The organism is Bacteroides sp. L008 (genome assembly GCF_040812255.1).
GTDB classification, from domain to species: Bacteria; Bacteroidota; Bacteroidia; order Bacteroidales; family Bacteroidaceae; genus Bacteroides; species Bacteroides vicugnae.
This window is the reverse complement of sequence record NZ_JBFNXO010000001.1, coordinates 5,049,628-5,065,571: the sequence shown is the minus strand read 5'-3', so window position 1 is coordinate 5,065,571 and position 15,944 is coordinate 5,049,628. Positions and strand designations below refer to the sequence as shown.

Sequence of the window (15,944 nt, the reverse complement as noted above, 5' to 3'; positions counted from 1 at the left end):
CAGAGAAAGAGCCGCATCATCCGCGTTATCCACGTCTAATTTAGTATGTCAGCATATTATTGTATACTATTCAATAAATCTACCTTTCCTTCATTAATCAACTTCAAAATCAGCTCACCGAAAAGAGTATTCTGCCAAGCGAACCATGCACGGGTAAATTTCTTCGGATTATCCTTATGGAAAGATTCGTGCATAAAGCCTGTGCCGGCATCCGTATCCATCAGCATCTTGATACAGGTCTTGATTTCGGCATCATTCTGACTGGTAAAGGCTTTCATCATAATACTCATCGGCCATACCATGTCATAACCGATGTGCGGTCCGCCGATTCCTTCACCTGCCTTGCCTTTAAAGAAGTAAGGATTGTCTTCGCTCCATACAAAGCGACGGGTGTTCTGATAAATCGGATCGTTCACATTCACATCGCCCAGATAAGGCATTGCAAGCAGGCTCGGCACGTTAGCATCGTCCATCAGGTAATGATTTCCAAAGCCATCTACCTCGAAGGCATAGATTTTACCATATTTAGGATGATTATATACCGCGTATTTCTTCAAAGCTGTTTCTACTTCCTGCGCCAGGTCTTTACATTCTTTAGACAAGGCTGTTTTCTTATTTACTTTCTCCAGAATCTCGGCAGCCTTACGCAAAGAAGACACTGCAAAGAAATTGGAAGGAACCAGGAATTGAAGAGTGGTGGCATCGTCCGAAGGACGGAAGCTGGAAACAATCAAACCGACAGGTTTCACCGGTGCTCCAAGGCCGTCATTGCTCACAGTATCCAGTGCACGTTCTGTTTTACGCTGGAATTTATAAGGGCCTACTCCTTCTTTACGTTGCTGTTCCTTGAAGGTTTTTAGTACGTTAGCGATTGCCTGAATCCATTCTTCGTTGAATATGCTTGCATCTCCGGTAGTCTTCCAGTAGTGATAAGCCAGACGCAACGGATAACACAGGGAGTCGATTTCCCATTTACGTTCGTGCAATTCCGGTTTCATATCCGTAAGGTCGCTCATCCAGTGACCGTTAGGAATGGCACCGTCATTAAACGCATTTGCATACGGGTCGATATTGATACATTTAAACTGGCGGAGGATCACTCCTGCCAGCATTTCTTTCAGTTCGGGGTCCGAATTAGCCAGTTGCACATAAGGCCATACCTGTGCACCGGAGTCGCGCAGCCACATGGCATGAATATCCCCCGTATATACGAATGTATCCGGTTTGCCATCACTTCCCTTACGGAAATGTACGGTAGTATCCAGGGTATTCGGGAAACAGTTGGCAAACATCCATGCCAGCTTCTCATTCTTCAGAAGCTTCTGTACACGGAGAATCTCCTTTTCCACTGCATTCGAACGGAACAGGCGGTTGGATATCTCAGGACGGTTATCTTTCTGAATGGCATCTGCCAGACATACATGCATTTCCATCATACGGTTGGAGGCTTGTAGCTGGCCACCGCAGAGAAGCATACCCGCCAGCATACCTGCACTGATATATTTGATTTGTTTTTTCATGATTACTTCTTCTTTTTGAATTCATTAGAGAAAGAGTAAGGGAAATCGCTTTCTTTCGTACCACGTTGCTGATTGGGTTTGGCATCCATCTTGAAAGAAATGGTGGCACCATTCATCAGGTCCTGATGGGTCAGGTAGTTTTTGGTGTGTTCCTTGCCGTTCAGCGTCATTGATGAAATGTAGCGCTTGTCATCTCCGTTATTCGGGGCGGAAATGGTTACTGTCTTTCCGTTTTCCAGATGCAGTTTCATCTCTTTGAAGTAAGGAGTACCCAAGACATACTCATCTGTACCGGGGCATACCGGATAGAATCCCATTGCCGAGAATACATACCAGGCAGAAGTCTGGCCGTTGTCCTCATCACCGCAATAACCGTCGGGAGCAGGAGTATAGAGTTTATCCATTACTTCACGAATCCAGTGCTGCGCTTTCCAGGGTTGACCGGAATAGTTGTACATATAAAGCATGTGCTGGATCGGTTGGTTGCCATGTGCATAGTTGCCCATATTCATAATCTGCATTTCACGGATTTCATGGATAACGGCTCTGTAATAGCTCTCATCGAATATCGGAGGCAGAATAAATACAGAGTCCATCATCTGGTTGAAGCCATCTTTACCACCCATCAGGTCGATCAGACCTTGAGGATCGTGGAATACAGACCAGGTGTAATGCCAGCTATTACCTTCCGTGAAAGCATCTCCCCATTTCAACGGGTTGAACGGAGACTGGAAGGTGCCGTCTTCATTCTTGCCACGCATCAGTTTGTGTTCGGGGTCATACAGATTCTTATAGTTCATCGCTCTCTTTGCGAAGATTTCAATCTCTTTTTTCGGTTTCTTCAAGGCTTTGCCGAGTTGGTAGATACACCAGTCATCATAAGCATACTCCAGTGTGCGGGCTGCATTCTCGTTAATACCTACATTATAAGGTACGTAGCCCAACTTGTTATAATATTCATATCCCAGGCGTCCGGTAGAACCCACTTTCGGATGCACAGCATTCGCTCCGTGTTTCACGGCTTCCCACAACGTCTCAATATCGTATCCTTTCAATCCTTTCAGGTAAGCGTCGGCAACTATGGAAGCAGAGTTGTTTCCAACCATACAACCTCTATGACCGGGGCTCGCCCATTCCGGCAGGAATCCGCTTTCCTTGTAGGTGTTCACCAATCCTTCCTGCATCTTCGTATTCATGGATGGATACATCAGGTTGAGGAATGGGAAAAGACAACGGAATGTATCCCAGAAACCGGTGTCGGTAAACATATAGCCCGGAAGTACTTCACCGTTATAAGGGCTGTAGTGCATAACGTCTCCTTTGGCATCTATTTCATAGAAGCTTCTGGGGAACAATACCGAACGATACAAGCAGGAGTAGAATGTACGCAAATGGTCGATATCATCGTCTTTCACTTCGATACGTCCCAGAACGTCGTTCCATACCTTGCGGCCTTTCGCTGCAATCTGTTCAATGTTGTCCGTACCCAGCTCTTTCAGGTTCAGTTCAGCCTGTTCGGGGCTGATGAAAGAAGAAGCTACACGCACATTTACCTGTTCGCCCTTGCGGGTTTTGAAACCGATCAGTGCACCGGCATGATTGTCTGTCACTTCCAGTTTGTTGGTGTCAATCACACCACTGGCTACGGCAGCTGTATAAGTAAACGGTTTATCGAATACCAATACAAAGTAGTTTTTAAAGTTGGCAGGAACACCACCGCTGTTTTTAGTAGTATAGCCGATAATCTTGTTCTCCGAAGGGATCACTTTTACAAACGAGCCTTTATCGAAGGCGTCTACCACTACATAAGAGTGGTCGTTTTCGGGGAAAGTGAAACGGAAAGCGGCGGCTCTCTCTGTCGGAGCAATCTCCGTCACTACATCATGGTCGGCAAGATATACCTTATAGTAATAAGGGGTAGCCGTTTCAGCTTTGTGAGAGAACCAACTGGCACGCTGGTCCTGATTGAATACTGCTTCACCGGTGACCGGCATGATAGCAAATTGACCGTAATCATTGATCCAGGGACTTGGCTGATGGGTTTGTTTGAATCCCCTGATCTTGTCAGCGTCATACGTATAGGCCCATCCATCGCCCATTTTACCAGTCTGCGGAACCCAAAAGTTCATTCCCCAGGGTAACGCAATGGCGGGGTAAGTATTTCCGGTAGATAGTGCGTGCTTCGACTGCGTACCAACCAGCGGACTAACATAGTCCACTGGGCCGGTAATTGTTTTTGCAGTCATACTCCATGCACTAAGTAACGTAAAAGCGAATAGAGCTAGTTTCTTCATGGTATTCTTGTTTTATTTAATCAGTTTTCCTTCAAGCATCTTGATAAAATATCCACCTACAACGGAACGTGCCTGGAAGCCTCTCTGATTCGGTTCATCTGTAAATACCCAGTCGGACATCGGAACACGGTTAGGTGTCACGTTCATAAACAGATATACCGGTTCAATAAATTTCTCAAAGGTAGCTTTGTCGTCAGCCAATGTAGCTGTCCACATGATCCAGTCGGTTTTGGTGTATGTTTCACGGTTATCCAATGGAAGACCATATTTATTTTGCTTCGAAAGATAGTAAGCTATTTCCGTTTCTGCAACATTTTTAGGGAAGATTTGCAGATTCAACAGTTTATCCCACACTAAGTTATACTTCTGGCTCCATGTTCCCGGTTTGTCAAATGTCAGACGGTAGTGGTCGCCATCATCCGCCATTTTCACCCATTCGGCAGCCATATCTTTTGCTTTCTGTGTGTATTTCTCGGCTACTTCTTTCTTGCCCAGCATATCTGCCAGATAGCCATATGAAGCAACACCCATGATCGCTTTGATAGAAAGGTTGGCATTGTGTGCGAAGTGACCTGCAAAGTCATCGGTACAAAGTTGGTTGGCCGGATCAAGTCCGTGCTCTGCCAGATAATCCGTCCAAGTAGTCAGTGTTTCCCAATGTTTCTGTGCATATTCTGCATTGCCTTCCACCTTTGCAATAGCAGCAGCCAACACTACCATATTACCCGATTCTTCTACCGGCATATCACCGCCATAAGTCTGGCCGTTAGCTAATGGATAAGTACCTACATCATGTGCCGCAAACGGTTTCTCCCATTTTCCGCTTTCGCTATAATAGAAAATATGGTTCATGGTAGCTTTCACCAGTTCCGGGTTATAGTACAAAAGCAGCGGAGCTCCCGGATAAGTCAGGTCGACTGTTCCGATAGAACCATTACTGAAGTTTTCTTTAGAAAGGAATACCAGGTCACCGTTCGGAGCTTCTACCAATTTATGAGCAGCCAATGCCTGACGATAAGCCAATGCACAAAGTTCGGCATATTTACGTCCACCGGCTGCAATCGCTTCTTCCATCATTTTCTTGTCGAAAGCGGCACAGTTCTTCATCTGTGTCTTATATTCTTTCTCTGCTTTCCGGAATTGGGATACAATCGTTTCATTGCCCTGACGGTTCCAGTAAGGACGCAGGTTATCGCCAAAGTATTGGATAGAATAAATATCATCGTATCCGATCAATAGATGACCATCCGCTTTTTGTGTTTCGCCTAATGAGCGTACCAAAGCCAATTTATCATAACCATTCGTGGTAGGAGCTTCCAGTTTATTTGCTACAAAGTTTTTACGCAGTTCTCTGCCGTCACCGATTGCAGATGTGCTGTTTTCTTTTTCAGCAGCCAGATAGAAATGTCCCCAATCGATACGTACATCATCACCTTTCTTCTTCAGGATTTCCTGATTACGGCTTCCGGTACGAAGGAATAACAAGTCACCGTCAGTAAAGCTGTCGGCTACAGATTCCTGGTGAGGTTGGTCGATTGCCCATTGCGGAGATACTTCGAAATACAATTCAACCTGATGTTTCTTGCCGTCATTGGAAGCTACTTCATAAGAAATATAATTGACCGGACGTGACAGCAAATCCAGATTATCCATAAACATAGGAGCGGTAAATGTCAGTTTCAAATCTACCGGACCGCAAGTAAAGGTATAATAAGTCTGCATAGGCTGTACGTCTACAGATATTTGTTGTGCTGTTTGATGGAAAGAACGGTAACCGTCCAGTTCTACCAATAATCCGAAATCCAGTAATCCGTTTCCTACACGGTTACGGCAATAGCCAGCAATCAGATTCTCACCCGGTTTCAAAGAAGCTACCACTTCTTCGGGCAGTTTCACTCTCTCGTTCTTTTTACAAGCATTACCAGTATCTACCACTTTGATGCCGTTGATATAGATGATAGCATCATCGTCGTGAGAGAATTCCAGATATACATTCTTTCCTGTCAAGTCTTCCTGAATATCAGCTACCCGGCGTACCCAGATAAATTCTTCACCCCATTGGGTCTTGGCTGTATGTTCATTCTCCATGGTTCCGAAAGCAGCTTCTCCTTCTTTCCATGCTTTATCATTAAATCCGGCATTCTGCCATCCGTCAGCAGGCTGTTGAGTGGTATACTTTCCTATCCAGCTACCTTGTTCGGATGTCTTTACCAAAGGACGTAGTTCCAGTTCTTCCGTTCCCATGAAACGGTAAGTTTGTCCGTCTACTTTCGCCACTCCAAGCAAAGGGAAATCCTTACCTGTCCAATGTTTTACGGAGCCATCATACAGATTGTCAGTAGTAGACCAAGCACTAGTGTAAGGGTCAATCGTCACCAGCGGGTATGCCGGAGCACGTAATTCATTTTTCTCGTGCTGCTCTATCTGGGTCTCACAGCTACAAAGTACAGAAGCTGTTCCCAGCAACAGCATCATCAGTTGTTGTTTCATAATTTAAATCACCTGTTTTATTTAATCTATTTTACCATTCTATGGATACATTCACTCCGGCAGGATCGTTCTCGAAACTCAATAAAAGAGTTTTTGAAGATTCATCCCATTGCGGCTGTTCCGTCTTCCCGTTTACCAGAACTTTCCCGGGCTTGCGCGGCAAGAGGATTCTGGATACATTCGTCGTATGTAACGGACTCTTAGCTACAAATGAGTAGCTCTGCTTCCCGACTTTCTCATCGTAAACGCGAGAAGCTCCGCAAAGCACCTTCGCTTTCACCTTACCGGACACTTTACTCAAGTCATACAAATATCCTTGTTCGCCGGGATTAATCTGTTTCATGGTCAGTATCGGCAGGTCTTTGTCGAATAAATCGATATACAGTCCCGACAGTTTCAAAGGCTCTTTAGAGGAACTTTCATCCATTACTGCCGCGATTGTATAAGGTCCCCGTTCCACCACAAAATTATTTTTGATTTCTATCTTTTTACCTGTTTTGTCCAGATAAGCGGATGCAATCGTTTCAAAGTATTTGCGGTCGTTCCCATTCTTCAATACAAAATGCTTCGGGTCTTCGCGCATGACAATCACGGTACCTTTGCCAGAACGATATGTTCCATCGCCGGGAGTGCGGGACAAGCCCATTGTCTCAAACAAATGTTCCGAAGGGGCTTTGTAGGCGTTTCCTTCTGTATTCCACCATTCCAAAACGGTTTGATAGGGATCGACATCTTCTCCGCAATACACCAGTGTACCTCCCTTTTTAACCCAGTCTGCCAGATAGTTATGGTATTCCGGCTTCATCGGTTTCATGTTCGAGTAGGACATTACGAGTACCTGAAGTCCTTTGAAAGTTTCTTGGAACGGAGTATTCTCCATGTGTACCAGTTCCACCGGGATTCCTCTTTTTAATAATGGCAAAGTTTGGCCATAGAAGCTGGAGAATTGCGGATCGTCATATCCGTTATGATCCGGAAAACGCTGGAACATCAACGAATTTGCCATTAATACCCCAATGCCGTGCGTACCGTTGATCTGCTTGTCAGAGGTGCGAATGTCATTCAATGTATTAATCATCACCTGCATTTGCGTGGAGTATGAGCGTGGAATGCGTTCTTTCTGATCGGTTCCGGCTATCCGGTATAATCCCTGATAAATACGGTCCGGCCATGGCATCACTTCATAAGTATCTACCATCGGGTACATTAGCTGTGCGGCAAAAGTGGCCTGATAATTTATCTTATAATCCAGCCAGTCTTTGGCACGGTCTTCAATCGGATCGGTCAGGAAATACATTTTGCGATTCAAAGGATCGGTCATGGATTTCATGCAGCCATATTCGAGAAAGGCATTCTCAAATACACGCTCTTTCTTTACACCGTTATAGAAGTTCGGTTCACGGGCAGTACCCGTCCATACCTGTGCTATGTAGCCGTCTACACAATCCAATGAAGCCAGACTGGCTTCCGGGCTTACAATTTGCCAGGAAGTGTAGTTAATCAAAGAATGAGTAGGCACATAACATTTCACATCCAGCCCTTTCGATTTACCGTATTCTTTGGCATAAGTAAATATCTTATCCAGTGCATAATAGTAGAGGTGATATTTCAACTTATTGGAAAGATAGGTGTTCTCGGGAGATTCATGTTGAGGTCTCCAGGGGAAATTATAATATTTCTGCCATTCTGACTTGAAGGCTTCGCTATATCCGCCACGCATCCAGAATTCAGGTTCCTCCAGATAGATAGAAGTAATTCCGGCATCAATCACCCGCTTTATCTGCGTTTCCTGCATATAACGGATAAAACTTTCGGTAGGCACAATGTAGGGTATCAAGTGTCCGTGGGCTATCTCGTTTCCGTCACGATCCCGTTGACCTTCTTTCAGGTGACCGTCTATTCCATCCCATTTGCCGAGAAAATAGTCTTTATAGTCTCCCCATGCCACTCCGGTCATAAATTGTGTCTGATATCCCTTGTCTCTCCACGACTGGACACGTTGTTCAAAAGAAACACCCTTTTTATCAAGTGTACCATATACCATCGTGGCATCGGCACGCACATCTGTTTCCGGTTTCCAGGGTTCGGCTGTTTGAAAAGTTGTTTTTGCTTCCTTGCCGTTAGTCGTTTGAGCAAAGGAGGCATTATTACCGCTTAATAAAAGGCTGAATATAATCAGTAGTTGTTTATTATTCATTTTCACGTGGTTCTGTGTCGTTTTCTATTTACTTCTTAGCCGGAAATAAAAGCATCAATGCCGGTATACCGGAAGCTGAATAACTGTCGATTTCCGCACCTGCCGGCAACTTCTTATGATATTCGCCTCCACACACATTCCGCGTCTCATCTCTGTTTGCCCAACCTGTTTTGATGGTACGTTTCAGGAACGGAAGATATTGGGTTTGTCCGCAATCATATACTAACCATGCCATGTATTCTGCAAAGATAGCAGTATAGATACCCTGTTCAATACCACCTTCGAAAGGTAGCACTTTATGTTCCGCAGACATATCTTTCACTGTATAGTCTGCTGCCAAAATTGCATTGTCCAGATAACGTTTCTCTCCGGTCGCCTTATAAAGCAGTATGGATGCACCGATAAAGGTTGCCTGATTGTAGACATGTGACTTCCACGCGGGATTGCCATTTCCATGACGGCTATCAGCTATCTTTCCCGTTTCTTTATCCAGCAGATTTTCCACTCCCCATTCGTAGATTTCTTTGCCTTTGGCAAGATATTGAGCCTTCGTCTGATAAGACGGACGTTTGTCGGTCGATTCTTTTCTATTTTCAGGCACATTATTGTAGAGCGTCAATGCCGCTACCACTGTCGGGAAGTTGATACATGCCATCTTTCCATCACCGAATTTATTCGGTTTCGGATTCCGAATGGGTTGCCATTGCCAGAACATACCTCCGTTTTCTTTGTCATACGAACCGGTATCACCCACCTTTTCCGAGCCATACCACACACGTTTGAAACTGGCTTCCGAGAGTTTCAGGTATTCATCCACTCCAAGAAGCTCGTATGCGCGCGCCAGACTGATAGTCCACCACATGATGTCATCGTAGATGAACCAGCCGGTGTTTTCGTTGTTATCATCAAAATCAAACTGGCAATATTGTGCTTTGTTTCCTGCGAAAATTTTCTCGCAAAGAGTTTTATACTCACGAGTCTTTTTTTTGTCTTTCTGTGCCTTTGCCAGTTTATAGGCATTCATCGCCATGTCCCAATAAATAGGCTGACACCAAATAGCCGCCGCTCCATTACCGCGGTCAACGGCGCTTGGATAGGAGGAATTTGTTTTATAAATATATTTATTAGAGTCTAGTAGGGTATTGTTAAATCCTTCGTAAGCTGCCCATACATCTTCGTTAGTATATGCGTGCTTCTTCTGGTTTGCTTTTCCTAAATTGCCGACTGCCCATATAGTAGTTGATGCTCCCATTAGCAGCGTCAGAGCCAAAAGAATTTTGCCTTTCATGATAGTTTATAAGTTTATAGTATTTTTCCTGTTACAAAGATTGCAGAAATAGCTGAAAAAAAACAATAATATTTATTCAATAAAGAACAAATACAGACCAAAACGCTTTTCTGCAATAAAAATATAGGATTAATAAAAGGGTATTGGAGAATAATTTCCCCTCATTCTGCCTTACGACAGAGATAAGGGGAATATTTAATCTACCTATTGAAAACTCATCCTGGTAAACAATTATTTGTTATCTGAAATAGTTGTAGATTCAACCCATTGCCAGTTATCACCAACTAATGTTGCTGTATGACCTTTCACACCTTTTATTGTTTCGGTAGCACTTTGAGTAGGCTGATCGCCTTTCACTTCAAAATCCCAAGCATCTACCAAATCCGCATTATCAGCATTTACACCTTCTTCATTTCCCATATAAGAAGCATATACTTGATTTTCTGTCCGGTTTGTTTTCCAGATGCGTATCTTCTTTATGTAACCGGAGAACCATTCATTACGATTTCCATTATTGTCCATCATACAGAATCCGGTCATGTGAATCTGATTAGCTATGGATTGCTCATTGATATATGTTCTCCAGGGTTCACCCACACGGATGGGATCTCCTTGTCTCGTACCGTCAATCATGGAATAACATTTCACATCTGTCGGAGTGTCAAATCCCGGCAACCCTTTATCTCTGAACAGGAATGCATAATGTGTCCAACGATCTTTAGTCCAGTTGTCCGATTTCTTCCATCCCGGCTCCCACTCTTGAGGATTTGTATGATTATCATCTTCCCAATGGGCAACCATTGTTCTCAACAGCCCTTTTGTGCGATCCTGTGCACGCCATCCGCTCCAATAAGGATCGTTCGTCATCGTAGAAAGGAAAGTACAGTTATCTTCCCCCTGTTTATTACAGTATTCTTTGATATTCACCCAAAGTTCTATCGTGAATGCCTGATTATCATCCTCTCCAAACTTTACATAATCCTCACTATAACCAAAGTCTATATATGAACCGGCATTTCCGTCTACAAACAGATTCCAGGTAATCTGGCTGTTATCCGGCCATGCAGAATCTTCTACTTCTTCCACTTTCTTATCGGCAGCGGCAATAGCCTCATCATAAATTTCCTTCGTCATATCTGTAATGGAACCGGATTTGATTCTTTCAGCCAGACTTTCCAAGTCTTTAGCAGCACTCTCCAAAACTGATTTATTATCAACCGGATATTGTCCTTGATGATTTCCCCACTTCGTTTCATCATTAACGATTGCAAGTATTTCATCCGCTTTAGCCAGCAAATTATTAATATATTGTTGTGCTTCCGGAGACAGATTATAATATTTTGAATTCTTAAACTCATCAATAGCCTTATTTACCTTTGCTACAGCAGCTTCCAGAGTTGTTTCATCCAGTTCTTCGCCACCTTCTACCCGCTTTATCAGGGCATCCAACTCGGCAATGGCAGCATTCAATATATCCTTTCCGGCTTCGGGATAGGTGCCGGGAGCAGTTCCATAGGTTGAATTTTTCAATAAATAGTTCAATGATGTACGGTTCTCTTGCAGGATACTCAATTGTGTATCTGTTATATACTCATCTTCAATATCATCACAAGCGGTAAATATCCCTGCCAGACAAGAAATCAGGAGGAAAGAGAGGAGCATTGCTCCCTCTCTCCATTTATTAGTTAAACATTTCATGTTTTTCATCGTTTTTACATTATTATTCAACAATACGTTGCCACTCGTAAGTACCGATAATCTTAGCAGTATGACGACCTGTCAGGTCTATTACTTCATTACCCGAACCGGAAGGTTTGGTGGTGAAATCCCATGCTGCCGCCAAGTCTTCTTCTTTACCAGTCACTTCAGTCGTCCCATTATAAGAGCTCTGGATATATTCGTTATCCTTTGCACTTTTCCAGATACGGATTTTTTTCATATAGCCGGCAAAACCTTCTTCAAACAGATTATCACTGGTACGCATATACCGTCCGAAAGCGGTCATCGGCGTGTTATAGCTGGCATAGTTACTGGAATTATAGAATCTGCTGCCAACATTTCCCTCGGTCGTTTTCACTTCTCCATTCACATACAACTTCGCACGGAATTCCGGACTACCCGGCAAACCTTTATCACTGTACACAAACAGGAAGTGTTGCCATTCTCCATCTTCCGGAGCCTTTAATGACGGTTCACAAATATTTCCTCCCGTTTCGCCCCAAGTTGCACGATAAATACCACCGTCTGCATTGCGCCAATACATCATCCAGCCATTGCGCCATCCATCACCGCCCATGTAGGTAGAGAGGAACACATTCTGGTCTTTTCCACCACCTTTGGTTACTTTCACCCAGAACTCAACAGTAAAGGCTTGATTTCCTTCAGTTCCGAAATTCACATATTCTTCGCTACGTCCGAAATCGATGTAAGAACCACCGTCTCCACGTCCATCCACAAACAGTTCAGCCGGCGTAGTTTCAGCATCTTCTGTACGGATCGTGCTTTCAAACTGTTCTATAGCCGCCTCGGCTTCTGCCACATAACGTTGTTTCTCACTTTCTGACGGAGAAGGTTTCTGATATTTGATTAGAAGTACTGCACGATTAGCATCATCTATCGCATCTGTCAGAATAGCCCGGCTTTCGGTGGGATACTGTCCCTTCTTATCTCCGTATTCTGAATTTTGCTGTAAATCGGTCATTTCAGCAATCAATGCATCCAGTTGGTCTATATAGGCATCCTCTATTTCAGGAGCCGCAGTATACTCGTCATGTGTTTCTTCAGAACAAGCCGCCAATTGAAGTGTCAGTATCATGCATAACACATAATACCACATTTTCCAATTTGAATATTTCGTATTCATTATTCTTCTTTTTTATGGGTTACAATTATTTATCTGCCGGAAACAATAACATCAATGCCGGTATTCCGGACGCACTATAGCTGTCGAGAGTAGCACCTTCTATCTGTGCCTTATGGTATTCGCCGCCACATAGATTACGTGTCTGATCGCGATTAGCCCAGCCATAATTAATGTTACGCTTCAAAAATGGTAAGTACTGTGTCTGACCACAATCGTTTACCAGCATAGCCATGTATTCCGCAAAGATAGCGGTATAAATACCCTGTTCCACTCCACTCTCAAACGGCAATAAATCGTAGGTTGCAGACATGGTATTCATCGTATAGTCGGCTCCCAGAACCGCATTATCCAAATAAGTTTTCTCTCCGGTAGCTTTATAAAGCAATAACGAAGCTCCGATAAAAGTGGCCTGATTGTACACATGGGCTGACCATGCCGGATTTCCTTCGCCATGCTTACTGTCGGCAACTTCTCCAGTATTGCTGTCCACGAGATTCTTCACAGCCCATTCATAGATTTCCTTTCCTTTTGCCAGATAAGCATCTTTTGTTTCATAATGCGGACGGGTAAAGTTACCGTACTTATTACTCCAGCTTTCCGGATTCGGATCTGCCACACGGTCGGCAGGAACATTGTTGTAGAGAGTCAATGCAGCCACTACAGTCGGAAAGTTGATACAAGCCATCTTGCCGTCGCTGGCTACATTCTCATTCGGATTGCTGATAGGCTGCCATTGCCAAAACATACCTCCACCCAAATTCTTTTCCGGATCTGCATACGAACCCGTATCACCGACCTTTTTCGAGCCATACCACACGCGTGCAAAACTTGCTTCTGCCAGACTGCGATACTCGTCTACTTTAAACAATTCATAAGCACGCGCTAAAGTAATGGTCCACCATTGGATATCATCATAGATAAACCAGCCGGTGTTCTCATTATTATTGTCAAAATCAAAGTTTGCATAATGCGCTTTATTTCCGGCAAACAAATCATCGCACAACTGCTTGTATTTGTTTTCTCTTTCCGTATTCCCTTCCGTTTTTGCACGTTTATAAGCATTCATCGCCATGTCCCAGTAGATAGGTTGGCACCAGATAGCGGCAGCTCCGTTATTGCGGTCTACAGCAGCAGTATAAGCGGTACTTGTTTTATAAATATTCTTATCGGGGTCCAGCAAATAATCATTAAATGCCTCATAGGCAGTCCAGGTATCTGCATTGGTATACTCCGGGACAATCTCATAATCCGGCGTATACGGCTTTGCCTGCTTATCCTCATTGCAAGAGGACATACAAAGGACACCGGACATGAGACAAACTGCAGAGAAAATATATTGTTTCATCATAATTTCTATTTTATAATCAGTATTTAGAATCCTGTATTCTGAACCAAGTTCTTGTCAATATCAATCTCACCCTGTGGTATCGGGAAGAAATACTGACGGTCAAAAATACGTTTTACAATCTCCGTACGTTTAAAGAATTCATTTCCGTCATAATTGACATTCATTCCATGAATTGCCTTGTTGAAATATTCATTTACCAATCCCCAGCGGCGTACGTCAAAATAACGGCAGTTTTCGAAACTCAATTCGATGCGTTTCTCCTTGCGGATCAACTCCATGACTTCATCCGTTGTAGTCGGTTTAGGCAGATTGACTGTCTCACCGTATCCCGGAATACCTGCACGCTTACGGATCATGTTCATATAAGTCCAGATATCTTCATGAGTCGGGCTGACATGTGCCAGCGCTTCGATATAGTCAAAATAAATATTAGTCAGACGTAAGAGCACACAAACCAAATTCTGGTTACGGTCGCCGGAATCCATTCCTTTGCGTACCAAATAACCTGTGCTCGTATAGTCATTGCTACCTTGTTCTTTACCACAACTTCCACTATAAGTAAAATCTACTACATAACCGCCTTCTGTTCCCTCAAACCATTTTGAATTGCTAAAGGTAATGTCGGCATAGAAACGAGGTTCACGATTGACATACATCATTCTGGTTCCTACCGGTGCATATAATGTACCGTCTGTTCCTTTGTATTCTGTTGTAGAGACTCCCTCTTCTACATAATCAGATTTTTCGTTGATAATCGGAGTGACTCCGTCAGCACTATAACCGGAAATAGGAGATTCTCCGTTTGACATGAAATAGGCATCTACCATTTCCTGTGTTGCCCCCAACAAGCTACCACCTCTGTAGTCGGTCGTATTACCGGATCTATTCGGCATACGGTCATACTGCATGGTTCCAGCAGCATTATCCAGACGATAGAAAATCATCTCTTTATTGTTACCCATTTCAGAAAACAGGGTTCTCACTGCACGACGATAAGACTCTGTCGGACTGAATCCTTCCGAGTCCGGGCCGGAAACAGAAACACCATCCTTATTGGTATACATCAGATGATAACGGCTACCATAGTTAGAGAAGAATGTGTTACATTCATCAATCACTCTCTGCCAGTTGGCGCGTTTGGTAGCTTCATCCGGTCTGTCGGGAAATAGTTTTGTTCCATCATTATTAGCCAAATCAGAATAATAGGTACTTTCTCCATTAAACAACCAGCTGGCACGATAAGTCAATGCCTCAATGATAAATGCCTGTGCAATCGCTTTGTCAATACGACCATATCCGGACACCTTGTCGGTAGAAGCATCATCCAGCAAACCGTCATTTTGTGCACCTTTCAGTTCTGATACGATAAAATCGAAACACTCATCTACCGTATTACGCGGGAGTTGCAACTCGTCACTTGGAGTATCCATCGCAAAGTCCTTTTCAAGCAAAGGAACCGGGCCATAAGTACGTACTAAATAAAAATAGTAGATAGCCCGTAAAGCTCTTGCTTCTGCTTTCCATTGATTTCTTTCTGTAACAGTCAACGGTGCCTGACCTACATTTTCTGTAAATACTGCAGCTTCATGGATACCAGAGAACCAGCTCTTCCAGCGATACAATACCATCGTTCCTTCGGTAGCATCGATAGAGTTGTTATTTATCAGTTTTCCCTTATTGTCATTTGTCCACTCTGCCTCGTCACTGGAACCTGTCCAAGGACCGGGAGTACGGTACAGACTGGTTTCATGTACCTGACGTTGGTTAAATTCATCCGGTAAGAATGTGTATACGTTCGAAAGATACCGCAAAGCTCCATCTCTGGTTGTGAAAATCTCTTTGAGTGACAAACGGTCATCAGGCACCTGATCAAAATAGTCATTACAAGATGTCGTCAAGAGACACGCCAGCAAACTAACGATTATATAATTATATTTTTTCATT

9 protein-coding genes are annotated in these 15,944 nt (G+C 43.7%); all 9 read right to left on the bottom strand.

Translation table 11 applies throughout. The features are described 5' to 3' along the window. Positions 1–56: 56 nt before the first annotated feature. Positions 57–1,475 (bottom strand): glycoside hydrolase family 125 protein, encoded by a 1,419-nt coding sequence (locus tag AB3G73_RS19435; protein WP_259023438.1) that lies wholly within the window; start codon positions 1,473–1,475, stop codon positions 57–59. Positions 1,476–1,522: 47 nt separating this feature from the next. After that, complete coding sequence (locus AB3G73_RS19430) at positions 1,523–3,814, bottom strand: GH92 family glycosyl hydrolase (protein WP_259022020.1); 2,292 nt, start codon at positions 3,812–3,814, stop codon at positions 1,523–1,525. Between the two features lie 12 nt (positions 3,815–3,826). After that, positions 3,827–6,304: a DUF4965 domain-containing protein gene (locus AB3G73_RS19425; RefSeq protein ID WP_217723538.1), complete on the bottom strand. Its 2,478-nt coding sequence runs from the start codon at positions 6,302–6,304 to the stop codon at positions 3,827–3,829. Between the two features lie 31 nt (positions 6,305–6,335). Further along, positions 6,336–8,501: a hypothetical protein gene (locus AB3G73_RS19420; RefSeq protein ID WP_367745390.1), complete on the bottom strand. Its 2,166-nt coding sequence runs from the start codon at positions 8,499–8,501 to the stop codon at positions 6,336–6,338. A gap of 28 nt (positions 8,502–8,529) precedes the next feature. Next, positions 8,530–9,789, bottom strand: coding sequence for a glycoside hydrolase family 76 protein (locus tag AB3G73_RS19415; RefSeq protein WP_259022018.1), 1,260 nt, complete (start codon positions 9,787–9,789; stop codon positions 8,530–8,532). A 231-nt stretch (positions 9,790–10,020) separates the two neighbouring features. Further along, on the bottom strand, positions 10,021–11,487 hold the full coding sequence (locus AB3G73_RS19410) for a DUF4972 domain-containing protein (protein WP_234132640.1): 1,467 nt from the start codon (positions 11,485–11,487) through the stop codon (positions 10,021–10,023). Between the two features lie 22 nt (positions 11,488–11,509). Next, positions 11,510–12,652: a DUF4972 domain-containing protein gene (locus tag AB3G73_RS19405; protein ID WP_148364108.1), complete on the bottom strand. Its 1,143-nt coding sequence runs from the start codon at positions 12,650–12,652 to the stop codon at positions 11,510–11,512. A gap of 25 nt (positions 12,653–12,677) precedes the next feature. Beyond that, on the bottom strand, positions 12,678–14,000 hold the full coding sequence (locus tag AB3G73_RS19400) for a glycoside hydrolase family 76 protein (RefSeq protein WP_195648863.1): 1,323 nt from the start codon (positions 13,998–14,000) through the stop codon (positions 12,678–12,680). Between the two features lie 23 nt (positions 14,001–14,023). Further along, positions 14,024–15,943, bottom strand: a complete 1,920-nt coding sequence (locus tag AB3G73_RS19395; RefSeq protein WP_195648864.1) for a RagB/SusD family nutrient uptake outer membrane protein — start codon at positions 15,941–15,943, stop codon at positions 14,024–14,026. Position 15,944: the final 1 nt, after the last annotated feature.